At 63.0% G+C, this 22,356-nt stretch carries 19 protein-coding genes, 1 tRNA gene and 4 pseudogenes (1 of these 24 only partly in view); 10 read left to right on the forward strand and 14 right to left on the reverse strand.

Annotated features, from left to right (window positions below):
- Positions 1-86, forward strand: partial view of a hypothetical protein gene (locus tag N554_RS0123675; protein ID WP_029585765.1) — the 3' end only. 538 nt of this gene lie to the left of the window's left edge; 86 of the gene's 624 nt are visible here — the last part of the coding sequence; its start codon lies off the left edge, out of view; it ends in the stop codon at positions 84-86.
- A 56-nt stretch (positions 87-142) separates the two neighbouring features.
- On the opposite strand, the pseudogene N554_RS36315 reads toward N554_RS0123675, so the two are convergent.
- The 4 genes and pseudogenes from N554_RS36315 to N554_RS0123695 form a co-directional block, all read right to left on the reverse strand.
- Positions 143-1,230: pseudogene (locus N554_RS36315) on the reverse strand (TRAP transporter substrate-binding protein).
- Between the two features lie 411 nt (positions 1,231-1,641).
- Positions 1,642-2,952 (reverse strand): NAD(P)H-dependent oxidoreductase, encoded by a 1,311-nt coding sequence (locus N554_RS0123685; RefSeq protein ID WP_029585766.1) that lies wholly within the window; start codon positions 2,950-2,952, stop codon positions 1,642-1,644.
- Between the two features lie 166 nt (positions 2,953-3,118).
- On the reverse strand, positions 3,119-3,919 hold the full coding sequence (locus tag N554_RS0123690) for a phytanoyl-CoA dioxygenase family protein (protein WP_029585767.1): 801 nt from the start codon (positions 3,917-3,919) through the stop codon (positions 3,119-3,121).
- Positions 3,920-4,050: 131 nt separating this feature from the next.
- Positions 4,051-4,725 carry a GntR family transcriptional regulator gene (locus N554_RS0123695; RefSeq protein ID WP_029585768.1) on the reverse strand — a complete coding sequence of 225 codons (675 nt, stop codon included), beginning with the start codon at positions 4,723-4,725 and terminating at the stop codon, positions 4,051-4,053.
- Positions 4,726-5,193: 468 nt separating this feature from the next.
- Here N554_RS0123695 and N554_RS0123705 point away from each other — a divergent pair, with 468 nt between their 5' ends.
- Entirely contained in the window at positions 5,194-5,736 is a 543-nt protein-coding gene (locus tag N554_RS0123705; protein WP_029585770.1) for a methylated-DNA--[protein]-cysteine S-methyltransferase, read from the forward strand.
- A 15-nt stretch (positions 5,737-5,751) separates the two neighbouring features.
- Here the strand turns inward: N554_RS0123705 and N554_RS43115 are convergent.
- From N554_RS43115 to N554_RS0123725, 4 genes and pseudogenes are all read right to left on the reverse strand, one after another.
- Positions 5,752-5,974 (reverse strand): annotated as a pseudogene (locus tag N554_RS43115) (MBL fold metallo-hydrolase); the annotation flags it as partial.
- A gap of 21 nt (positions 5,975-5,995) precedes the next feature.
- Positions 5,996-6,613 (reverse strand): glutathione S-transferase family protein, encoded by a 618-nt coding sequence (locus N554_RS0123715; protein ID WP_029585771.1) that lies wholly within the window; start codon positions 6,611-6,613, stop codon positions 5,996-5,998.
- A 175-nt stretch (positions 6,614-6,788) separates the two neighbouring features.
- Positions 6,789-7,631 (reverse strand): fumarylacetoacetate hydrolase family protein, encoded by an 843-nt coding sequence (locus tag N554_RS0123720; protein ID WP_029585772.1) that lies wholly within the window; start codon positions 7,629-7,631, stop codon positions 6,789-6,791.
- Between the two features lie 230 nt (positions 7,632-7,861).
- Positions 7,862-8,704, reverse strand: a complete 843-nt coding sequence (locus tag N554_RS0123725; RefSeq protein WP_029585773.1) for an MBL fold metallo-hydrolase — start codon at positions 8,702-8,704, stop codon at positions 7,862-7,864.
- 127 nt (positions 8,705-8,831) lie between these two features.
- On the opposite strand from N554_RS0123725, the gene N554_RS0123730 reads away from it, so the two are divergent.
- Positions 8,832-9,260 (forward strand): DUF3775 domain-containing protein, encoded by a 429-nt coding sequence (locus N554_RS0123730; RefSeq protein ID WP_029585774.1) that lies wholly within the window; start codon positions 8,832-8,834, stop codon positions 9,258-9,260.
- Between the two features lie 102 nt (positions 9,261-9,362).
- Here N554_RS0123730 and N554_RS0123735 read toward each other — a convergent pair whose 3' ends face one another.
- Complete coding sequence (locus tag N554_RS0123735; RefSeq protein ID WP_029585775.1) at positions 9,363-10,148, reverse strand: SDR family oxidoreductase; 786 nt, start codon at positions 10,146-10,148, stop codon at positions 9,363-9,365.
- 120 nt (positions 10,149-10,268) lie between these two features.
- Positions 10,269-10,785: pseudogene (locus N554_RS36325) on the reverse strand (CvpA family protein).
- Positions 10,786-10,902: 117 nt separating this feature from the next.
- On the opposite strand from N554_RS36325, the gene N554_RS0123745 reads away from it, so the two are divergent.
- The gene (locus N554_RS0123745; protein WP_029585776.1) at positions 10,903-11,664 is read left to right on the forward strand and encodes an SDR family NAD(P)-dependent oxidoreductase; all 762 of its coding nucleotides are present in this window, start codon (positions 10,903-10,905) and stop codon (positions 11,662-11,664) included.
- A gap of 155 nt (positions 11,665-11,819) precedes the next feature.
- Here the strand turns inward: N554_RS0123745 and N554_RS0123750 are convergent, their stop codons facing one another.
- Together N554_RS0123750 and N554_RS0123755 are read right to left on the reverse strand one after the other, a co-directional pair.
- Positions 11,820-13,424 (reverse strand): GMC family oxidoreductase, encoded by a 1,605-nt coding sequence (locus N554_RS0123750; protein ID WP_029585777.1) that lies wholly within the window; start codon positions 13,422-13,424, stop codon positions 11,820-11,822.
- A gap of 153 nt (positions 13,425-13,577) precedes the next feature.
- Positions 13,578-15,011: a coniferyl aldehyde dehydrogenase gene (locus N554_RS0123755; RefSeq protein ID WP_029585778.1), complete on the reverse strand. Its 1,434-nt coding sequence runs from the start codon at positions 15,009-15,011 to the stop codon at positions 13,578-13,580.
- 289 nt (positions 15,012-15,300) lie between these two features.
- On the opposite strand from N554_RS0123755, the gene N554_RS0123760 reads away from it, so the two are divergent.
- A tRNA-Met gene (locus tag N554_RS0123760) sits at positions 15,301-15,377 on the forward strand.
- 152 nt (positions 15,378-15,529) lie between these two features.
- On the opposite strand, the gene N554_RS0123765 is transcribed toward N554_RS0123760, so the two are convergent.
- The gene (locus tag N554_RS0123765) at positions 15,530-16,252 is read right to left on the reverse strand and encodes an IclR family transcriptional regulator (protein ID WP_197033711.1); all 723 of its coding nucleotides are present in this window, start codon (positions 16,250-16,252) and stop codon (positions 15,530-15,532) included.
- A 314-nt stretch (positions 16,253-16,566) separates the two neighbouring features.
- Here N554_RS0123765 and N554_RS0123770 point away from each other — a divergent pair, with 314 nt between their 5' ends.
- The 4 genes from N554_RS0123770 (at position 16,567) to N554_RS0123785 (ending at position 21,582) form a co-directional block, all read left to right on the forward strand.
- The gene (locus N554_RS0123770; protein WP_197033713.1) at positions 16,567-18,024 is read left to right on the forward strand and encodes an aldehyde dehydrogenase family protein; all 1,458 of its coding nucleotides are present in this window, start codon (positions 16,567-16,569) and stop codon (positions 18,022-18,024) included.
- Positions 18,021-19,550 carry a sugar ABC transporter ATP-binding protein gene (locus tag N554_RS0123775; protein ID WP_029585781.1) on the forward strand — a complete coding sequence of 510 codons (1,530 nt, stop codon included), beginning with the start codon at positions 18,021-18,023 and terminating at the stop codon, positions 19,548-19,550. Before N554_RS0123770 ends, N554_RS0123775 begins: the two co-directional genes overlap by 4 nt.
- Before the next feature lie 17 nt (positions 19,551-19,567).
- Positions 19,568-20,563 (forward strand): ABC transporter permease, encoded by a 996-nt coding sequence (locus N554_RS0123780; RefSeq protein WP_197033715.1) that lies wholly within the window; start codon positions 19,568-19,570, stop codon positions 20,561-20,563.
- A 68-nt stretch (positions 20,564-20,631) separates the two neighbouring features.
- On the forward strand, positions 20,632-21,582 hold the full coding sequence (locus tag N554_RS0123785; protein ID WP_051677665.1) for a sugar ABC transporter substrate-binding protein: 951 nt from the start codon (positions 20,632-20,634) through the stop codon (positions 21,580-21,582).
- Positions 21,583-21,752: 170 nt separating this feature from the next.
- Here N554_RS0123785 and N554_RS40240 read toward each other — a convergent pair.
- Positions 21,753-21,836: pseudogene (locus tag N554_RS40240) on the reverse strand (peptide-methionine (S)-S-oxide reductase); the annotation flags it as partial.
- 251 nt (positions 21,837-22,087) lie between these two features.
- Here N554_RS40240 and N554_RS41520 point away from each other — a divergent pair.
- On the forward strand, positions 22,088-22,356 hold a 269-nt coding region (locus N554_RS41520; RefSeq protein WP_156041971.1), incomplete at its 3' end, for a helix-turn-helix domain-containing protein.

Genomic DNA, 22,356 nt, shown 5'->3' on the forward strand with positions numbered 1-22,356 from the left:
CGTCGATCGAGAACAAGGGCAATATCGAACTTGTAGCCAAGTACTATGACAAGCTCATCGCCGCGATGGGCGAGAACCAGGAATAGCGTCGATCGAAAGCCCCGGAGAAATTCTCCGGGGCTTTGCCTTGAAGCGTCAGGCTTCAGGTTCGTGTGCGCATCCGCATCATGAAACTGTCGAAGCTCAGTTCGGCCACCTGCATCCACGCAAGGGAGTCGGTGCGGAAGGCCGTCAGGCTGGCGTACAGCTTGTTGAAGTGCGGATTGCTCTTGGACAGATCCGCATAGATTTCGTTGGCGGCGTTATAAGAAGCTTCCAGCACTTCTTGCGGGAACGGACGCAGGATCGCTCCGGCCACCATCAATCGCTTCAATGCCGGCGGATTGACGTAATCATACTTCCCGGTGACCCACGTAAACGTATCATGTGAAGCCATGCTGATTGCCGCTTGATAGTGCTTCGGCAAGGCATTCCACTTCTCGAGGTTCATGATGTTGTGACCCTGGCCGGTGCCTTCCCACCAGCCCGGATAGTAATAATACTTCGCCACCTTCACGAAACCGAGCTTCTCGTCGTCATAAGGGCCGACCCACTCGGCGGCATCGATGGTGCCCTTCTCGAGCGCCGGGTAGATGTCGCCGCCTGCGATCTGTTGCGGTACGCCGCCGATCTTCGCAATGATGGTACCGGCGAAACCTCCAATGCGGAATTTGAGGCCTTTGAAGTCTTCGATCGATTTGATTTCCTTGCGGAACCAGCCGCCCATTTGCGCGCCGGTGCTGCCGGTCGGAATGCCTATGCAGTTATGTTCTTTCAGTAGATCGTTGAGCAAGGTCTGGCCGTCGCCGGACATCAGCCATGATATATGCTGCCGCGTGTTGAGCCCGAACGGCAGTGACGTGCCGAATGTGAACGCCGGATTCTTGCTCCAATAGTAATAAAGCGCGGTGTTGCCCATCTCGACCGTGCCGTTCGATACGGCGTCGAGCACCTGCAATCCCGGGACAATTTCACCGGCGGCAAACGGCTGAATCTGGAGCGATTGTCGGTGACTTCGGCAACACGCTTGCAGAAGAATTCGCAGCCACCGTAAAGCGTATCGAGTGCCTTCGGCCAGCTTGCCGCCAGCCGCCACTTCACCTCTGGCATCGATTGCGCGATTGCAGGCGCAGCAACTGCGCTCGCAGCGAGACCGACGCCAGTTGCTTTCAGAAATTCACGACGTTTCATGCGCTTCCTCCTCCATTTTGTGTCGATGCCTCGACGAGGGGCTGCGATCTTGATGTCGCTTTCTGTGTCGCCGGTGGCCGACGCTGAAATTGGTACCTGAAACTCAGATCTTGAAAACAACACCCTCCGGTTCGAGGCACGATCGAAATCTGAAAATCCGCACCGCAGGCAGGATGACCAATCGATGCCCGGGAATCAAGGACATTGCTCGGGCGCAGTCTCAGAACGCAGTTGCGAGAAGGCCTTGGTTGGGTCGGCGTGTTTGGACCAAGCGTCGGGCGCTCGTCGCGCTTTTCGCGCGGCAACGAGCCGCGCATCTGCATGGCGCCCGCTACTTGAGGCCGATCTGACGGACCCTGCGCAATGCGCCGGCGCTGAGGCGCGATCGAGCCGCGCGCTGCCGCAACAGAGCTACCGTGGCGAGGAAAATGCTGCCTCCATCGCCCGCCGTGTCTTGATGGTCTCGTTCTGCGCATCGATCTCGACATCGCTCCAGCGCACGACCGAACCCCGCGCGATGTCGTTCTTCAGCTTCAGCTTGTGCGCCAGGCCAATCGGCAGCGCGCCGGCTTTGAGGCTCGCCGCCGCCGGCATCAGTTTGCCCCACACTGTGTAGCCGCCTTCCCCGTCGAGCATTTCGCCCGCGCGCAGCTCGCGTTTTGCAACCGAAGCAACATCGCCGCGGAAACCGCGCGGCTGCCCGGTCGGCTCGCCCCGTAGCGCCGCCGATAGAATCGAGATGTTCAGCTCGAGCCCGATCAGATGATAGGGCTTGTACATCGCCGCGAAGCGCCCGCTGGCATCCGTCTTCAACCCATACTGCTTGAAACAGTCCGCGGCGTAATCGTTCGGCGCTTCCAGCACGACATAGACGCCCCAGCGCAGATCGCGGAATACCGGACGCCCGTCGCGCTCCAGCGACGATACCACTTCGACTACGCCGGATTTCTCCAACGCGCCGCCCGCCTCGCGTGGTCGCATCACATGCGGCAGGTCATCGACCCCGCAGGGCGGAAACAACAGCCCGTCGGTTGGCACATCGAGCCCGGTGGCATTGGCGATTGCCGCCATTTCGATCGCGGATTTGGTGCCGTCCAAGAACGAGTTGAACATCTGCGGATTCATGCCGGCGGACTGCGCCTCATCCGCCGTCAGCCCGTAATGGCTCCAGACCCCGGCCGGCGTCACGTCGTGATAGGCCGGCAGGTACTTCGTTCCCTTTCCCGCCGCAACCACGCGGAATCCGGTGGCGCGCGCCCAGTCCACCATCTCGGCGGTCAGTGCCGGCTGGTCGCCATAGGCCAGCGAATAGACCACGCCGGCGTTGCGCGCTTCCTCGGCGAGCAGCGGCCCCGCCAGCACGTCGGCCTCGACATTGACCATGACGATATGCTTGCCGGCCGCGATCGCCGCGCGCGCATGCTTGATGCCGACAGCGGGATTTCCGGTCGCCTCCACGATCACCTCGATCTGGCCTGACAGCGCTTTGGAGCCATCCACGGTGAAGGTGGTCTCTGCGATCCGCGCGGCGTCCCAGCCCACCGTGCGGCAGGCTTCGCGGGCGCGCTCCGGATCGAGATCGACGATGACCGGTACCTCGAGCCCCGGCGTATGCGGCACCTGAGACAAAAACATCGAGCCGAACTTGCCGGCGCCGATCAGCGCGACGCGGACAGGTTTTCCGGCCGCGCGGCGGGCATTGAGCAGATGAGACAGGTTCATGGAGGGGGTGATCCGATCGGATTGAAGAGTGTCCCGGATGCGGTGCAGTGTTCTTCACTCTGCTCCGCAGAGCGGGACCCATGAGTGGGTGTGGCGTGGGCCCCGGATCAGCCGCGCACCGCCGTGCGCAGCATCCGGGCACGGAGGCAATGCGTCGATCGCGCTTCTACTCCGCGGCCTGGCGGTGGGCTCGGGCGAACCGCAGCAGCGCATCGTCGTCCACGGTCTTTATCGGCGTGAAGTCGCGGTGTGCGATATATTCCGGCCGCGTGGGGGTACGGATGTAATTCGAGACCGCGTTCAGCGTGAGATAGACGATTTTGCGTGGATAGGGCGTGATGTTGCCGGCTGACCCGTGCACCAGATTGCCGTGGAACATCAGCATGCCGCCGGCCTTTCCGGTCGGCGCGACGATGCCGCCCTCTTTCACCAGCCGCGTCACGGTTTCCTCGTCCAGCGTCCACAGCGGATAGGATGTGGTCTCGAGATCGTGCGCAGCCTTGAGATCGCCGGCGTGCTGGCTCTTCGGCACCAGCATCAAGGGCCCGTTGATCGGCATCACCTCATCAAGAAAAATCGCGATATTCATGGCGCGGGGCTGCGGCATGCCGTCGTCGCGCTTCCAGGTGCCGTAGTCCTGATGCCACTGCCAGACGTCGCCGGTGAAGGCTGATTTGGCGTTGATCTTGTACTGGTGCATGTAGACCTTCTCACCGAAGATCTGCTCCACCGGTTCGATCATGCGCGGATGCGCGCCGAGTAGCCCAAATGCCTCGTTGTAGAGATGGGATGCAAAGGCGGTGCGCGGCGCGCCGCTCTTCTCGCGCCAAACCTCCGGGCGGTCGGTGTCGTAGATGCCTTCCGCCTCGCGCGCCAGCAGGGCCACCTCTTCGGGGCTGAACAGTTCCGGCAGGAACAGCCAACCTTCACGATTGAAATCATCGATTTGTTGCTGGGTCAGTTTCATGGTGGTTCCTCCTTTGGTTCTTCTTCTCACGGTGAGCAGCGCGTCTTCGCGCGTCTCGAACATGAGGCCTCCTGGCTTATCCTTCGAGACCCGGCCAGAGGCCGCTTTTCAGGATGAAGGACATACGATTACTACGCCGCTCTCTCCGGTTCCTTCAGTCGCTCTTCCGTCGTTCGTCCCGCCATTAGTGCATGCGCCAGCGCCGAGCCCTCCGCGGCTTTCGCGTTGCCGGACAGAATATGCGCGGCGATGGTTTCGTGTTCGGTCCAGGCCCTCTGGCGGTAATCGAGTTCGGCGAGCACCGTCGCCATCGATCGCCGCATATGAGGCCACTGCGGCGCGATCATTTCTTCGATCGCGGGATTGCCCGACAGCCGATAGATCGCACGGTGAAAATCCACGTCGAGCGCGATCAGCCGCGACAGCGGCGTTCGCTTGTCGATCGCGCGGCCGGCGCGCAGCGTCTCCTCGAGATGCGCGCGTCCCGCCGCGTCGGTCTTGACGCGCTGCGCAGCGAGCCGCGCCGCCAGCGCGTCGATGGCGCCGCGCACTTCATAGAGCTGGCGGATACGCAGCGGATCGAGTTGGGTGACTTCAAAGCCCTTGCGGCCGCTTTCCGCAACCAGCCCTTGCCGGTGCAAGAGATGCAGCGCGTGCGAGACCGGCTGGCGCGAGACGCCGAGTCGTTCCGCGAGCTCATTCTGCCGGATGCGGTGCCCCGGCGGCAGCGTGCGGTCGGTGATGCCATCGAGGATCCGGGCATAGACCTGATCGATCAGGTTAGGGGTCGGGTCGAGCGGGATCATCGATGGGGCTCATTTAGAATACGGAATTCTGAATTCACAAACTAGCGAAGGACGGGCGGCGAGGTCAAGGGCTCCATTTGAACGGCGCGAGCGCTGTAGTCTGCCCAGCACCCCGCGCTATGCTGCGCTCGGGTCATCTTCGCGGAGTATGCCACCGACATCGCTCAACGCGCCGCCGCCGGGAAACCGGCGAGGAATCGCAGAATCTTTGCGGCGCCTGTTCGAACACCGGATGCGTAGTACCGGGAACCATTTCGGTGCGCGAACCCGCCACATGCGCCGCCAGCGTATGCAATACTTGCGGCAGCGCGCCCTTGGTGTTGGCGCCATCCACGAACTTTCACGCTCTTTCACGGGGGAAGCCGACCCGGTTCCCCCGGAATTCGGGTGGATCGCAACAATTTCCAAGCCTAGATTTCAAGCAAGTATCAAGCTCATGACATGGGGCGAGAAGATCTGGAGCCAGCCATGACTGACCACCGTTTTGCAATATTCGACACCACGATCGGGCGCTGCGGCATCGTGTGGGGCGAGCGCGGCATCAATGCGGTGCAGCTGCCGATGTCCAGCGAGGACAAGACCCGCGCCCGCATCCGCCAGCGCTATGGCGACCTCGCGGAGGCGGCGCCGCCTAGTGGCGTGCAAAGCGCGATCGACGGGATCGTCGAGCTGCTCGCGGGCAAGCCGAACGATCTGACAGGGGTCGTGCTCGATCTCGATGGCGTTCCCGAGTTCAACCGGGGCGTCTACGATATCGCGCGCACCATCCCGCCGGGCAAGACCATGACCTATGGCGATATCGCCAAACGGCTCGGCGGCGTCGAGCTGTCGCGCGACGTCGGCCAGGCGCTGGGGCGCAATCCCTGTCCGGTCGTGGTACCTTGCCACCGCGTGCTGGCCGCCGGCGGCAAACCCGGCGGGTTCTCCGCCAATGGCGGCGTCGCCACCAAGCTCAAGATGCTGGAGATCGAGGGCGCCTACGTTAATCACACGCCGACGCTGTTCGACTGAGCCGCCTTCGGGTTGCTAACTCGCCGCCGCCTGGCAGGAAAATCCGTTGCCCCAGCGTCGGATTTTTCCGGTCGAGGGCGAGGGAAAATGCGCAGTGCAGCACAGCGTATCGGTGTCGCAATCGCGCTCGAGGAGTTGCGCCGCGTTGCTGCCGCCCGGCCTGTTCGAGGTCGAATTTCGCCGATAGTTCGGAATAGCGCGCCTGCAGCGGCGAGTGCATCAGCTCGCCGCTGATGACTCATGGCAACCTCCTGCTGATTTACGCCGACGGCGGCAGCGAGACCTTGACCGAGGGCCGGGTGAGCATCTTCTCATGGAATGCGTCGAGCTTCGGATAGGCTTTGCGCCAGCCGCAATCGGCGAAGCGCAAATCCGCATAGCCTAGCACGCAGGTGAGCGCGATCTGAGCGATATCCAGCGAGGGGCGCGAAAGCATCTCCGTCTGTTTCTCGAAGCGCGCCATGCCGCTCCACGCGCGATTCCAGTGGTCGTCGGCCCACGCCTGCCATCGCAGCGGCTCCGGCCGCGCTATTTTCTCGTAGCGGCACAGCAACATCGAGTCGAGCATGCCCTGCAGCAGCGAGTGATCGCTCTTGACCCTCCATTTGAGAGCGCCGGACGCCGGTATCAATTTCCCGCCGCCGGCGAGCTCGTCGAGATATTCCACGATGACATAGGAATCGAGAATGACGTCGCCATTGTCCAGGATCAACGCCGGCAGCCTCTTTACCGGGTTGATGCGGGAGTATTCATCATTGGGCTGGCCCGGCACGGCGGTCGCCGGGACGAATTCGATCTTGTCGATCAGGCCGAGCTCGATCGCGGCAATACGCACCTTGCGGGCGAATGGCGAGACGGGGGAGAATGCGAGCTTCATTGGATGTCCCTGAAAAATGAACTCCCGTCACCGCCGAGCTGCTCGCGTCTTCGCGAGACTTGAAGGATGACGGTTCGTTGATGACGGTTCGTTGCGGCCCATCCTTCGAGAGGTACGCGGAAGCGCTCCTCCCGAGTGAGCGCCAATGCGCTCATCCGGGGATGACAGACGTCGATTAAGCCGCGACGATTTCCTGCCGCTGTTCGCCGAGACCTTCGATGCCGAGGGTGACCACGTCGCCGGCGTTGAGGAATTTCGGCGGCTTCATGCCGGCGCCGACGCCGGGCGGCGTGCCCGTGGTGACGATGTCGCCGGGCAGCAGCGTCAGGAATTGCGAGACGTAGGAAATGCACTGCGCGATGGTGAAGATCATGGTCGAGGTCGATCCGGTTTGGCAGCGCTTGCCGTTGACGTCGAGCCACATCGACAGTTTCTGCACGTCCGGGATCTCGTCTTTGGTCACGAGCCATGGGCCGAGCGGACCGAAGGTGTCGTGCGATTTTCCCTTGGTCCAGGTGCCGCCGCGCTCGAGCTGGAAATTGCGCTCCGACACGTCGTTGCAGATGCAATAGCCGGCAACATGATTGAGCGCGTCGGCCTCGGAGACATATTTGGCGCGAGTACCGATGATGGCGGCGATTTCGACTTCCCAGTCGAGCTTGGTCGAGCCGCGCGGCTTCTCCACCGCGTCGTTCGGACCGCTGAGGCTGGTGTTGGACTTGAGAAAGAAGATCGGCTCGGAAGGGATCGGCGAACCGGTTTCCTTGGCGTGATCGACATAGTTCAGGCCGATGGCGACGAATTTCGACATGCCGGTCACGGGCGCGCCGATCCGCGGCTTGCCGTCGACGGCGGGGAGCTTTGATGTATCGAGGCCCGCAAGCTTGGCCAGCGAGGCCGGCGCATAGGCTTCGCCGTTGAGGTCCTTCACCTGCGCCGAGAGATCGCGCAACTGGCCCGATTTATCGATCAAGCCTGGCTTTTCCTGGCCCATCGTCCCGTACCGAACAAGCTTCATTTCTCATCACTCCCAAGGTGGTTTCGTTGCTTAAATGCTTCTTGGAACAGCGCGGGATGAAATTCAACTGCCGACTGCGCGCGCATTGCTGGTCCCCCGATCCCCGCATAACGATTTCGCCGGTATTGCCGGAGGAGCGGGCCCCTTGGCCGCGTCCGGAAGGATGGGATTGGTGCCTCCAAGTTCGAGAGGCGAACGCGCGCTCCTCGCCACCCTCCGGGATTTCCGCCTCAAACCATGAATTTGAAGGCATCGCCATCGCGCTTGATGTGGGCGGCGCTGAAATGGCCGCCGATCACCAGCGCCGGCGTATCGGCATAGCGTGAGAACAATTCACGCCGCGTCGCTGCCGATTGAACGGGATCGGAATCGGCGGTCGACGACCAGTCAAGATGCGCCATCTGGCATGGATGATGGGCGACGTCGCCGGTGAGCAGGGCCTCTTCGCCGTCCGATTGGATGTGAATGCTGATATGGCCCGGACTGTGGCCCGGCGTCGGGATCAGGTTGATTTCATCGCAGAGCCTGGCATCGCTGGCGACCAGATCGGCCCTAGCGGCGTCGACGATCGGCTTCACCGAGTCGTTGAAAACCGCTGCCTTGTCGGACTCGGCGTTGTGGTCGCGCCAGTGCTCGTATTCGGTTTTGCCGAACAGATAGCGCGCGTTGCCAAATGTCGGGATCCATTTGCCGTTGACCAGTTTGGTATTCCAGCCGACGTGGTCGACATGCAGATGGGTGCAGAGCACGGTGTCGATGCTGTCAGGCGGAAAGCCTGCCGTCGCCATGGTTTCGAGGAAGGGAGTTTGCCGGTTATTCCAGGTCGGAACGTTGCGGCCTTCCTTGTCGTTGCCAAGACCGGTATCGACCACAATGCGGCGCGTCGGCGTCTCCACCACCAGCGAGTGGATCGACATTTTGAGCCGGCCTTCCGCGGTGGCGAAATGCGGAATGAGCCAGGGCAGTTTCTGAATTTCGTCGTTGGTCGCCAGCGGCAAGATAAACCGGGTGCTGCCTATTGTCTCCAGTTCGACGATTTTGGTGATTTTGACCCTGCCGACCTTCCAGTGCATCCGGCATTCCTCGCGTCTTTCGTTTCTTGGAGGGCGGAAGATGCTGGTTTCCGCGCGGGCGCGCAATGGATCATCTCGCTCGCCAGCGCGTTGAGGGAACTAGCCTCGAAGGCTTATGGAGCGCGCGATGCCCGAACTGTCAATTTCGCGGGAAAAGGTCGCCTTTCTGATCGAGAAAGCGCATGAATTCGATGTCAAGGATTTGCCTGCGGATACCGATTCCGGCTCGAACCCCACCGACGACAATGAGGTGGGCGTGCTGGAGGATAGTGGCGAAGATCCTGTTGCCAGCGAGATGGCGAGCTTCATCAGGGCCTTGAACGAGGATGAACAGATCGATCTGGTCGCGCTGATGTGGCTCGGGCGCGGCGACGGCACCATCGAAGAGTGGGACGATCTGCGTAGCCGGTCGGCTGAGCGTCGCAGCGGATACCGCAAACCCCGGTGGGAGACCGTCCGCTACCTGCTTGGCGAGCCATTGCTGGGGGATCTGCTGGCCGAGGGCTTGGACCAGTTCGGAATATCGTGGGTAGATGAGCGCCCCGACACGGACTGATGAACAGCGCGCAGTCGAGGCCCGGCCACCGCCGCCGGCAAGTCGCCAAGGCTCAGCACCTCGAGCGCCGCGCCTGTTCGCTCGTGCCAGACGGCTCTCATTTCAGAGCGTGCCGGGAAACGCGCCGCCATCGAGCAGGATGTTCTGTCCGGTGATGAAGCCTGCCTTTGCGCCGCAGAGAAACGCGCAAGCCAAGCCGAATTCCTCGGGATCGCCAAAGCGTCCGGCGGGATTAAGTTTCGCCCGTTCCGCCAGCAACTGGTCGACGGTGATACCGCGCTTCTCGGCGTCCACCTTCGCCACGGGACCGCGCAGGCGGTCGGTATCGAAAGGTCCCGGCAGAAGAGCGTTGATGGTGACGTTATTGATCACTGTCTTGCGCGCAATGCCTGCGACGAAGCCGGTGAGGCCGGTGCGCGCGCCGTTGGACAATCCCAGCACCTCGATCGGCGCCTTTACCGCGGCCGAGGTGATGTTGACGATGCGGCCGAATTTGCGCGCCATCATGCCATCCACCGTCGCCTTGATCAGTTCGATCGGCGTCAGCATGTTGGCATCCAACGCCTTGATCCAGTCGTCGCGGGTCCAGTTGCGGAAATCGCCCGGCGGCGGGCCGCCGGCGTTATTGACCAGGATGTCCGGATCGGGACAGGCTTTCAGCGCGGCTTCGCGGCCGGCCGGCGTGGTGATGTCGCCGGCGACTTCGGTCACGGTGACGCCGGGATGCAATTTGCGTATTTCGGCGGCGGTTTTCGCAAGCGCTTCCGCGCCGCGCGCAGTCAGCGTGACATGCACGCCTTCCGCGGCCAACGCCATCGCGCAGGCGCGTCCCAAGCCTTTGCTGGATGCGCACACGATGGCGCGGCGGCCTTTGATCCCAAGATCCACTGTTCCACTCCCTTGTATCCAACGATTTCTTGAAGTCCGATGCGGCTAGTGTAGCCAACCCTGGCGTCCCTGATAAGAGACCCCGCACCACCGAAATGCGTATCAGGGACAATCTCGGGCTCAAATCCGCCGATCTTTCTTAATCCGGTCGATATAGGCTGCGACGTCTGGCGGCAGCGACTTGAAGCCCATTTGCCCAGCCTCTGAGAATAGCGGCCGCAGCTGCGAACCGCTCAGGAACGCCGGCTGCCGATCTGATGGCACGAGCTGATCGAAAATCAAAACCAGCGTGATCACGACTAGTCCGGCGCGCACCGCGCCGAGTGCCGCGCCGGCGATGCGATCCCCGATGCCGGCCTCGGACCCGATGGCTTCGTCGAGCGCCATTCGCATCAGCTTTCCGAGCCCAATGCCGGCGATCAGGAAAACCCCGAAAAACAGCAGCGAATTCTGAGCCCAGGGCGAGTCGAGCTTGCCGCCGATCTGCGGGGAAAATCAGCGACATGATCCAGACCGCGATCGGCATCGCGATCAGATAGGCCAGAATCGTGACCGCGCTGCGCAGCAAGCCGGCATTGAAGCCGGTGACTACAGCGACAACCAATCCGAGATAGACCACGGCATCGAAACTGTTCATGGGCGGGAATTCCTTGGCCTGTTTCGAGGGTCCGGAGATTGGTCAAGGAATCAGGTTTGCGATCCCGAAAATCGTCTGTATCAATGAAAGCGCACTACTCTTTGGACCGACCCAGCCATGCCTGACATATTCGACGTCAGTAAAGAAATCATTCTCGTCACCGGCGCCTCGCAGGGGCTGGGCCGCCAATTCGCGCGGGTCTTGTCGGCGCATGGCGCCGCCGTCGTGCTGGCGGCGCGTCAGACCGCTAAGCTGAAAAGCCTCGAAGATGAGATAAGAGGGCAGGGTGGCCGCGCCGTCGCGGTGCAGATGGACGTGACTGATTTAGCCTCGATCGGAAAAGCAATCGACAGCGCGGAAGGTGCCCTTGGTCCGGTCAGCGTGCTCATCAACAACGCCGGCATTGCCATCGAAAAGCTCGCGGTGGATCAGACCGAGGCCGATTGGGATTCCGTCATCAACGCCAACCTCAAGGGCGCGTATTTCGCAGCCACCGAAATGGCGCGGCGGATGATCGCGCGCAAGCAGGAGGGCAACATCGTCAATATCGCCTCGGTGCTCGGACTAGGCGTGATGAAATTCCTCTCGCCCTACACGGTCTCCAAGGCGGGCATCATCCAGGCGACCAAGGCGATGGCGCTTGAGCTCGCCGGCAACCGCATCCGCGTCAATGCGCTGGCGCCAGGCTACATCGATACCGAGATGAACCACGATTTCTGGTCGACGCCTGCGGGCGAGAAACTGACAAAGCGGATTCCGCAGCGCCGCGTCGGCGCCGAATCCGATCTCGACGGCGCGATCATGTTGCTGGCGTCCGGCGCCTCGCGCTACATGACCGGCACCGTGGTGACGGTGGATGGCGGGTTTCTGCTGGCGTGATGTTGCATCGACTCTCTCCAAGTCATCGACTCTTTCCATGTCCAACGGGTCGCACGGATGCGCGCCCGATGACAGGCTCCGCGAAAGCAATCCAGAACGCCGCGAAGCGAGAATGGATTGCTTCGTCGCCTCGCTCTACGCCATGACGACGCCGATTAATTCACCCGCATATCCGCCTTGATGATGTCGGCGGCCTTCTCGCCGATCATGATGGTCGGCGCGTTGGTGTTGCCGCCGACTAGCGTCGGCATCACCGAGGCATCGACAATGCGCAGGCCTTCAAGCCCGTGAACCCTGAGCTTCGGATCGACCACGGCATAAGCATCGACGCCCATTTTGGCTGTGCCGACCGGATGATAGACCGTATCGACGCGGGCGCGCAAAAGCGCGCGGATGTCGTCGTCGGTCTCGACGCCCGCCGTGAACATGTCCTTTTTCTGCAAGGCCCGCAGCGCCGGGGTCTCCATCAGCCGCCGGGTGGTCTTGTAGCCCGCGAGCATCGCTTCCAGGTCCTCAGCTTGGCCCAGGAAATTCGGATCGATCAGAGGCGAGAGCATCGGGTCGGCGCTGTGCAGTGAGACGCTGCCACGACTCTTGGGCCGCAGCAGGCAGAAATGGCAGGAGAAGCCACGGCCCCAGCGGCGCTTGCGGCCGTGGTCATCGACGATGGCCATTCCAAAATGAAGCTGGATGTCGGGCACGTCGAGATCGGAGCTGGTTTTGAGGAAGCCGCCGCATTCGGCAAAGTTGGAGGTCATCGGCCCGCGGCGTTCGCGGCGGTATTGCCCGATGGCGCGAATCTGGTGCGCGATGCCGCTGAACGACATGCCGGTGAAATACGGGCTGTCGGACATGTAGGCGAAGATGAAATCCGGATGGTCCTGCAGATTTTGTCCGACGCCGGGCAGGTGATGCACCGTTGCGATGCCATGCTTGGCCAGTGCCGCACTGTCACCGACGCCGGATAGCATCAGAAGATGTGGGGTCTGGAACACGCCCGAGGAGACGATAACTTCGCGGCGAGCGCGAATTTGTTTTGTCTCCTTGCCTTTCCGGTATTCGACCCCGGCCGCGCGTTTGCCTTCAAACAGGATGCGGGTGGCGTGTGCGTTGGTCTCGACGCGCAAATTGGCGCGCGTTGCCAGATGCGGATGCACGTAAGCCCGCGCCGCGCTCCAGCGTTCGCCGTTCCTTTGAGTGACCTGATAGATGCCGAGCCCTTCGTAGTCCTCGGCATTAAAATCCTCGCGGATCCCAAACTGCGCCTCGCGGGCGGCCTGCAGAAAGATTTCCTGCACCGGATTATCGGTGCGCAACTTGTTGACAGCGAGCGGGCCGCCCTTGCCGTGATATTCGCCGTCGAAATCAGCATTGTCTTCCGAGCGCTTGAAGTAGGGCAGCACGTCGGAGTAGGACCAGCCGGTGTTGCCGAGCGACGCCCATTGGTCGTAGTCGCTTCGGTGGCCACGGATATAGACCATGGCGTTGATCGCGGACGAGCCGCCGAGTCCCTTGCCGCGCGGCTGATAACCGACGCGGCCGTTGAGGCCGGCTTGCGGCACCGTGTCGAAGGCCCAGTTGTTGAGCTTGCTCGGCACCATCAGCGCCAGTGCGCCCGGCGTGGTCACCGCCCAATTGTCGCAATCGCCACCGGCTTCCAGCAGCGCCACCGAGGTGTTGGGATCCTCCGAAAGCCCACCGGCGAGCGCGCAGCCGCCGGAACCAGCGCCCACCACGACGAAATCGAATGTATCCGTCACGCTTGTCCCCCCAACCAATTGCTATTGTTGCCCCCGTCGTCATTGCGAGAACGAGGCAATCCAGTTTCGTCAGACTCAAGTGGTGGATTGTTCGCTGCCCGCGCAATGATGGCCTCAACATTTGCCGTCCGGCCATACTCCAATTCAAAAGCACTACGACATGAACCGCAGCATCTTTTCCAGCCGCGCGATCTTCGTGCCGTAGGGCGGATAGAGATCCGCCAGCCGGTTGAACGGCGAGCGATAGAACACCGGCTTGAGCTTGCTGAAAGTTCTAAACCCCCATTCGCCGTGATAGGCGCCGGTGCCGGACGCGCCGATGCCGCCCATCGGCTGATTGATCTGGGTGAAGTGAAACAGGCAATCGTTGACGGTGACGCCGCCGGAGATGGTGCGCGACAGCACCGCGTCGCGCGCCGCATCGTCCTTGCCGAACCAGTACAGCGCCAGCGGCCTCTCACGTTTGTTGATATAGGCGACGGGGTCGCCGGCGTCCCTGTACCCGATGATCGGCAGCAGCGGTCCGAAGATTTCCTCCTGCAAGATCATCATGTCCGGCGTCGCGCCGACGACGATGGTGGGAGGAAATTTGCGCTTCGACTTCCAACCGGGATCGTCGGGTTTCGCTGCTTGCATGACGGTTGCGCCTTTGGCGGCGGCGTCCGCCACCAGGGCTTCAAGCCGCTGAAAATGCCGTTCGGAGACGATCGAGGTGTAGTCTTGGTTATCAGGATCGGTGCCGAACATACGCCGCATGGCGGCTTGCACGCGCTCGGCAAAATCCTGCACGGAAGCTTCCGGCACGATGGCGTAGTCCGGCGCGATGCAGGTTTGGCCGGCATTGAGCAGTTTTGCGTAGGCGATGCGCTCCGCGGCCTGCCCGAGATCGGCGGAGCGATCGACGATCGCAGGCGATTTGCCGCCGAGTTCGAGGGTGATCGGCGTCAGGTTGCGCCCGGCGGCTTCCGCTACGAGGCGTCCGACGCGGGTCGAGCCCGTGAACATCAGGTGGTCGAAGGCAAGCGAGGCAAACGCCATGGAGATATCCTCGTCGACGCCGGTGACGATGATCTCGGTGGCGTCGAATTTGGTCGATATCGTTTCCTGCAGCAGCGCGGAAAACCGCGGCACCAGCTCGCTCGGCTTGATCATCACGCGATTGCCCGCCGCGAGCGCGCCGACCGCCGGTGCCAGCGTCAGCTGCAACGGATAATTCCAGGGCGCGATGATGCCGACGACGCCGAGCGGCTGCGGGATCAGCCGGTTTTTGGCGGGTATGAATTGCAGTGCGGTCGACACGCGCCGTGGCGCCATCCATTTTTTCAGGTGCCTGGCGGCGTGCTTGATCTCCCCTAGCACCAACAGCGTCTCGGCGATCGCGGTCTCGGTGGCGCAGCGATGGCCGAAATCCGCGGAGATCGCCTGCTCGAACCGGGCTTCGTTATCCGCAACCACAGCGCGCAGCCGCGCCAGCCGGTCCAGCCGTTCCTCAAGGGTCGGCGCCGGCATGGTCCGCGACAACTCGAACATGGCGTGAAAGGCGTCGGCCAGGGCGTTTTGCCCGGGGCTTTTCAGGGGCTGGTCCATGGCGCTTCCTTGAGCTTCCCTAGCCTCAAAGGCTGGGCTTTTGTGGAACTTCTGGCAAGAGCGCTGCAAAGGGGCGGTTTGGCGCGAGATAGCGCGCTTTGACTGTTATAAAATCCTCAAAAGGTCGCCTGTGGCCCTTTCCAAAGCGGGTTCACGTTGATACATACCCCCTGCACCCAAGGGCATTTGCCAAGGGTTGCCTTCTCAGGAAGCTTCGAGCGGGATTGATCGGCGCGCTTGCGCGTTGGCCAGGCCGTTTCGGTTTTCGCCAAGGCAAGCAACGGTTTATCGCGGGGTGGAGCAGCCCGGTAGCTCGTCAGGCTCATAACCTGAAGGTCATAGGTTCAAATCCTATCCCCGCAACCAAATTTACTATGTAATACAAAGGGTTAGGCGAAAGCCTGACCCTTTGTATTTTGTAAATGGCCCTAGGACATTGCTAGCACAAAATTCAACTTTTGGGTTTCATGCGCTAAAATGCGCGTGGAGGTGCATTATGGCCCGGCACGAGCTTCTAGCTAGCGGCCGCTCAGGCCTTCCGAGAGCCGTCGAGCCGCGACCAGCATGCGATCGCGAAGCGCGTCGAGCTTGGCGTGGTCGAAGCGCGGGATCGGGCCCGATATGCTGATGCCGCTCTCGACCTTGCCGCTCGGCTCGAACACCGGGACGGCGACGCATCGCATGTCTTCGGCGAATTCGAAGTCGTCATAGGCGTAACCCTGGGCGCGATTACGTGCGCACTCCGCGCGCAGGGCGTCGGGGCCGGTGATCGTCCTGGTCGCCCGCCGGGGCAGGCCGGCTGCGATCACCCGCTCGATGAAAGCGGAATCCTGAAAGGCCAGCACGGCCTTGCCGATCGCCGTGTAGTGCAGGCGCGAGCGCTCGCCGATCTCGAAATTGACCGACACGATCTGACGTCCCTTGGCGCGCTGGACCAGCACGGTCTCCATTCCTTCGAGCAGTGAATAGTGAACCGACTCGAGCGTCTGCGCGGCGAGATCGTCCAGGCACTCGCGCACGAGCTCGGTGCGCCGGCTCTCGATCAAAAGGTGGCGGCTGAGCGAGACGAGCTTGTGGCTGAGCCGGTAACGGCGGCCTGACGCGTCCCGCAACAGATAGCCGGCGCCGAACAGGGTCACGAGCATGCGATAGGCGACGGCCCGGTCAATGCCGACGCGCTGCGCCACATCCGTGACACTCAGAGGCGCCGAATTGGCCCCGACCTCCTCCAGCACGCGCAAGGCGCGCAACGCCGTCGAACTTGGATGCCCGGGGGCAACGCGAAGAGCGAGGGATGTTCTACGTGCCATGACGCAGATGTGCCAAACTCGACAAATAATATCAAGTTCTTAAATTTAGTTCGCAAAATTCGCAGCGACAAAAATACCTTCGGGATCCGGCATCTCAAGTAAACTATTGATAATATTATATTATATTCCGACATATGCGTCCTTTAGGGCCGCAATGAACGCACAAGATCAGCGATAAATATTGTTTAGATTTTTTGACCGCGCTACGATGCGTCGCAAATGGCGTGCAGGGGCGGGAGACGCGTATGAAGATGCTGATCGGCGGCGAATGGCGGGATGCGGCCGATAGCGCGGTGATGGAAATCCGCAACCCCGCGACCGGGGAACTGGTCGACACCGTGCCGGCCGCAGGCGAAGCCGACGCGCTCGCCGCCGTTCAGTTCGCCCAGCAGGGCCGCCAGGCGATGGCGGGCACACCAGCCCATGTTCGCCATGACGCGCTGATGTCCGTTGCGGCGCGCATCGAGCGCGACGCCGAGGACCTCGCGGCCCTGCTCGCGCGCGAGAACGGCAAGACCCGCCGCGAAATCCGTGGCGAGATTGCCGCGGCCATCAGGATCTTCCGCGGCTATGCCGAAGAAGCCAAGCGGCTGTTCGGCCGCGTCACGCCGCTCGACACTATTCCGGGACTGGAAGACGGCATCGCCCTCACCACGCGGGTGCCGCGCGGCGTCGTGGTCGCGATCGTGCCGTTCAATTATCCGGTCGAGCTCTGGGCTCACAAATGCGCCGGTGCTCTCGCCGCCGGCAATGCGCTGATCACCAAGCCGCCGGAAGAATGCCCGCTCGCCCTGCTGCGCATCAGCGGCTACCTCGCCGAGACAGCTCTGCCGGCCAATGCGCATCAGATCGTCACCGGCGTCGGCGAGAGGGTCGGCGCGGCGCTGGTGCGCGCGGCCGGGGTGCAGATGGTCGCCATGACCGGCAGCACCGCGACCGGACGCGCGATCGCGAAGGCTGCGGCCGAGACCCTGAAGAAGGTTCATCTCGAACTCGGCGGTAACGACGCGACCATCCTGTTCGCGGACACCGATCCGGCCGCGGCCGCCAAAGCCCTGGTCAAGGGCCGCTTCTCCAGCGGCAACGGACAGATCTGTTGCGCGGTCAAGCGCGTATTCGTGCAACGCCCGATCTACGACGCGGTGTGCGCGGCGGTGCTGCGCGAAACCGCGGCGCTCAGAATCGGCGACCCAATGGATGACACCACCGATGTCGGACCGCTGATCACCGAACGCGCGGCGCGGCGCGTGGAGCAGCAGATCGCCCAGGGCGTGAGCGAGGGCGCGACCCTCGTCGCCGGCGGCCGGCGCGACGGCAATTTCATCACGCCGGCAGTTTTCACCGGCGTGCGCGCGGATATGGCTGTGTTCCGGGAGGAGATTTTCGGACCGGTGCTGCCGCTGGTGCCGTTCGACGCCATCGATGACGCCTTCGCGATGGTCAACGACAGCCCCTACGGCCTGCAGGCCGCCGTGTTCACGCAGGACCTCGCCACCGTGATGTCCGCCTATCGCCGGCTCGATGTCGGCACGGTGGTGATCAATCACCCAACGGCGATCCGCGTCGAATCATTGCCGTTCGGCGGCGCCAAGGGAAGCGGCAACGGGCGCGAGGGCATCCACGACACGCTGATCGACATGACCGAGGCGCGCACGCTGCTGATCCCATACGCTTTCGCAGGATCCGCGGAGGCAGCTGCATGACGCCCGCGATCGCATCGCAGAGCAGCCGGGACGGCCGCATCGTGCTGGTCGCGGAGGGCGTCGACAAGCGCTACGGCGGCACGCATGCCCTGCGCGGCGTGACGATCGCATTCCGCGCCGGCGAGATACACGCCATCGTCGGCGAGAACGGCGCCGGCAAGAGCACGCTGACGCGCGTGCTCACCGGTGCTACCGGCGTCGATGCCGGCCACATCCAGGTCGACGGCGCGGCCCACGAACTCCGTACGCCGCTGGACGGACAGCGCCTGGGAATCCGGATGGTGCACCAGCACGATACGCTGGTGCCCAATCTCAGCGTTACCGAAAATGTCCTGCTCGGCCATCTGCCGCGCGCGCCGCGTACCGGCTGGATCGACTGGCGCGCCGCGCATGGTCTTGCCGCCGCCTTGTTCGGCCAGCTCGGCTGGCCTGAACTCGATGTGCGGCAGCGCACCGGTGCATTGTCTGCCGCGCAACGGCAGATCGTCGAAATCGCCAAGGCGATTTCCATCGAGCCGCGCGTGCTGATTCTCGACGAGCCCACCGCGACGTTGGCACACCAGGATATCGAGCGCCTGTTCGCCTTCGTGCGCCGGTTGCGCGATCGCGGTACCGCGGTGATCTACATCTCCCACCACCTCGACGAGATTTTCGAACTCGCCGAGCGCGTCACCGTGCTGCGCGACGGCGCGCTGGTGGGAACACTGCCGACCGCGCAGACCGACAAGGCCGGGCTGATCCGCATGATGGTCGGCCGCGCCATCGAGGACCTTTTTCCGCAGCGCGCGCCACCTGCGCCGGGACATCGCCTCAGCGTACACGGTCTCGCCCGCACCGGCGCCTTCGCAGACGTGTCGTTCGACGTCGGCGCCGGCGAGATCGTCGGCATGTACGGCCTCGTCGGCAGCGGCCGCAGTGAAATCGCGCGCTGCATCTTCGGTGCCGACCTGGCGACCGCGGGCACCATCACCTGGCGCGACAAGCCGTTTGCCGCACGCTCGCCGAAACAGGCGCTCGGCGAAGGGATTGCGCTGCTGACCGAGGACCGCCTCGGCGACGGACTCGTGCGCGGCATGTCGATACGCGACAATGCGAGCCTCGCCAGCATGGCTGCGATCAGCCGCTGGGGTGTGTTGCGCAAAAACCTGCAGCGCGGGCGCGTCGAGGAGCAGGTGCGCCGTCTCGCGATCCGCCCCCCTGATATCGAGCGCAACGTCGCAGCCCTCAGCGGCGGCAACCAGCAGAAGGTCGTGCTGGCGAAATGGCTGCTCACCGACGCCAAACTCCTGATCCTCGACGAGCCGACCCGCGGCGTCGACATCGCCGCCAAGCGCGACATCTACGACGTCATCGGACGTCTCGCCGATTCCGGGATCGCCGTGCTGCTGATCTCCTCGGATCTGCCGGAAGTGCTCGGGATGAGCGACCGCATTCTGGTGATGCGCGAGGGGCGGCTGGTCGGCAGGTTCGGGCGCGCCGAAGCGAGCGAGGAGCGGCTGCTGGCCAGCGCTTCCGGGCTGCACTAGTGAAGAACGAGGAACGCATGACCGCCAGCGACCGCCCCGCCGAGACCGCCGCGCCAAAGGACTCGCGCGCTTTATTCAGCGCGCGGACGCTCGGGATCGAGCTGACATGGCGCGAGCTGATTCCGGTGCTCTGCTTCTTTCTCCTGCTCACGGTTGCGGCGACCTTCACCGACGCGTTCTTCACCGAGCGCAATATCGGCAATTTGCTGCGCCAGATCGTCGCCAACGGGCTGATCAGCCTGGGCATGCTGATCGTGATCCTGACCGGCGGCATCGACCTCAGCGTCGGTTCCGTGGTGGCGCTTGGCGGCGTATTGTTCGCCGGTGTTGCCGACAGGCTCGGCATTCCGGCGGCGCTCGCGGCCGCGGTCACCGCGGGAACGCTGGCCGGCCTCATCAACGGCACCATCATCTCGCGCTTCCGGCTACAGCCTTTCATCGTCACGCTGGCGACGATGGGCATCATCCGCGGCGTGGTTTTCATCTACACGGAGAGCCCGCTGTCGCCGCGGCACGAGAGCTTCCGCGATCTCGGCGCGGCGCTCGTTGGCCCGGTGTCGATGGGGCTCCTGATCATGCTGGCGTGTTACCTTGCGGCCAGCTTCTTCCTCAACCGGACGGCCACGGGACGTGCGACCGTGGCGATCGGCGGCAACGTCGAAGCCGTGCGGCTCGCCGGCGTGAACGTGCCGCGGACTATCACGATCGCGTACGGCCTGTCGGGAATGCTCTCGGCGCTGGCCGGCGCGATTCTGGTTTCGCGGCTCGGCATCGCGCAGCCCAGTCTCGGCGCGGCCTATGAACTCGACGCCATCGCGGCCTGCGTCATTGGCGGCGCGGTGCTCGGCGGCGGCAGTGGCAGCGTGCTCGGAACGCTGTTTGGTGTCTTCACGCTCGGCATCATCAACAATTTGATGAACCTGCTCGGCGTGAAGTCTTTCTATCAGGAACTCGTAAAGGGCGCGGTGATCATTCTCGCCGTGCTGCTGGTCGCGAGGGGACGGAAGTCGTGAGTGACGACGGCGGCGCGATCAAATCGCGCCGTCACGGACAACCATAATCGGAAACGGAGGACACACCCATGAGGAAGACATTATCCTGGATCGCCGGCATCGCCGGCGCGATCGTGCTGGCAAGCGGCGCAGCCGCGCAGCAGGCACCGAAACGCGACGCCACCATCGGCATCGTGACGCTGCAGATGCGTGCGCCGTATTTCGTCGCCATGGTACGCGCGCTGGAAGCCGAGGGCGCCAAGCGCGGCTTCAAGACCGTGGTCGCCGACGGTGGCGGCGACGCCGCCAAGGTATCGAGCGACATCGAGGATCTGCTGGCCCGCGGCGTCGACGGCCTGATCATGAACATCAGCCCGCTGGAATCGCTGCCGGGTCCGATGGCCGCGATCAAGAAAGCCGGCAAGCCTGTCGTGCTCGTCAACCGCAAGCTTACCGGCGGCGAGTACGACGCCTGGGTCGGCGTCGACAACCGCGTGATCGGGACCGGCGTCGGCGAGGTAATCGCCAAGCATATGGGCGGCAAAGGCGTGCTGATGATGATGCGCGGCGGCCCCGAGGATAACAGCACCGGCAATGCGCGTCGCGACGGCGTGCTGTCCAAGGTCAAGGACACCGGGATCCAGCTGCTGATGGCGCCGGAATTCGGCAAGTGGACCGAGGACGGCGGCATCCGCGTGATGGAGGACATGCTCGCCAAGCACAAGCAGATCAATGTGGTGTTCTGTGAGAACGACTCGATGTGCCTCGGCGCCCAGAAGGCGATCGCCGACGCCAAGCGAACCGGAGAAATCTCGGTGGTGGGCTTCGACGGCCAGAAGAGCGCGATCGAGCAGATCGTCATGGGCACGAACTACATCGGCAGCGGCCAAAACTCACCGAGCGTCATCGCCCGCATCGGGGTCGAGCGGATGGCGGCGTTGCTCGCCGGCCAGAAGGTCGAGAAGGACACGATCACGCCGGTTGTGGTGATCACGAAGGAGAACGCAGCCTCGCTGCTGGATCCGAACTCACCGTTCTGACGATGCTCCGTGTCTGCGCCGCGGCTTGCCGCCGCGGCGCAGCGCACGCGCGCGGAGAACGCACGGCGTCTGACAGGAACGATGCGGATTCGGCCGTGGCGCATAACACTCAACGGCATCACCTTATCGCCGCAACCACACACGCACAGATGGCCTGCGATCGCATACGCACTCTGCGGGAAGATCGCCGAGCGATAGTGCTTGCCGACATCCGGACCCTGCCGGTTGAGCTGCGTCGGATCGTGCGCGACTGAGGACACGGCTAGATCGCTGAACGGCAAAACTGGGGATAAGAAATCCCTGTAAAATGGCGCACCCGACACTCCTGTAGCGAAAGCTGCGGGAGTTTCGCGTTTTGGAGTCTTTTCAGTGACTTGTGCTTCGATCCAGCCGAGGATCGCGCCGGTATCGCTGCCCGCCTCTATTTGGATTGTGACCGAGGTCGATGGCGGGCTCAATTGGTCAGCGCAACACTCTAATCTTTTAGCAAAGATGGAGTGTGGGCATGAAACAGCGACGTCGCATTTATTACTCGACCGCTCAGCGGTCTGAGATCTGGGATCGCTGGCAGGCCGGCGAGCCGATGAGTTCGATCGGACGCCGATTTGACCGGGAGTCCTCGTCGGTCTTCTCTGTGATCTCGCCAACCGGTGGCATACGTCCTCCGGATCGGCACCGTGCCAAACAGGCGCTCGGCCTTTCTGAACGAGAGGAAATCTCTCGATGGCTCAGCATGCGCTGCTCGTTGCGGTCGATCGCGCGCCACTTGGGACG

This window comes from Bradyrhizobium sp. URHD0069, assembly GCF_000701345.1.
Classification (GTDB): domain Bacteria; phylum Pseudomonadota; class Alphaproteobacteria; order Rhizobiales; family Xanthobacteraceae; genus Bradyrhizobium.

Bases quoted from the DNA above. Each gene is read 5' to 3' on its own strand.
- N554_RS0123685 (WP_029585766.1), bottom strand. From the start codon at position 2,952: ATGAACCTGTCTCATCTGCTCAATGCCCGCCGCGCGGCCGGAAAACCT.
- N554_RS0123690 (WP_029585767.1), bottom strand. From the start codon at position 3,919: ATGAAACTGACCCAGCAACAAATCGATGATTTCAATCGTGAAGGTTGG.
- N554_RS0123695 (WP_029585768.1), bottom strand. From the start codon at position 4,725: ATGATCCCGCTCGACCCGACCCCTAACCTGATCGATCAGGTCTATGCC.
- N554_RS0123705 (WP_029585770.1), top strand. From the start codon at position 5,194: ATGACTGACCACCGTTTTGCAATATTCGACACCACGATCGGGCGCTGC.
- N554_RS0123715 (WP_029585771.1), bottom strand. From the start codon at position 6,613: ATGAAGCTCGCATTCTCCCCCGTCTCGCCATTCGCCCGCAAGGTGCGT.
- N554_RS0123720 (WP_029585772.1), bottom strand. From the start codon at position 7,631: ATGAAGCTTGTTCGGTACGGGACGATGGGCCAGGAAAAGCCAGGCTTG.
- N554_RS0123725 (WP_029585773.1), bottom strand. From the start codon at position 8,704: ATGCACTGGAAGGTCGGCAGGGTCAAAATCACCAAAATCGTCGAACTG.
- N554_RS0123730 (WP_029585774.1), top strand. From the start codon at position 8,832: ATGCCCGAACTGTCAATTTCGCGGGAAAAGGTCGCCTTTCTGATCGAG.
- N554_RS0123745 (WP_029585776.1), top strand. From the start codon at position 10,903: ATGCCTGACATATTCGACGTCAGTAAAGAAATCATTCTCGTCACCGGC.
- N554_RS0123755 (WP_029585778.1), bottom strand. From the start codon at position 15,011: ATGGACCAGCCCCTGAAAAGCCCCGGGCAAAACGCCCTGGCCGACGCC.
- N554_RS0123770 (WP_197033713.1), top strand. From the start codon at position 16,567: ATGAAGATGCTGATCGGCGGCGAATGGCGGGATGCGGCCGATAGCGCG.
- N554_RS0123775 (WP_029585781.1), top strand. From the start codon at position 18,021: ATGACGCCCGCGATCGCATCGCAGAGCAGCCGGGACGGCCGCATCGTG.
- N554_RS0123780 (WP_197033715.1), top strand. From the start codon at position 19,568: ATGACCGCCAGCGACCGCCCCGCCGAGACCGCCGCGCCAAAGGACTCG.
- N554_RS0123785 (WP_051677665.1), top strand. From the start codon at position 20,632: ATGAGGAAGACATTATCCTGGATCGCCGGCATCGCCGGCGCGATCGTG.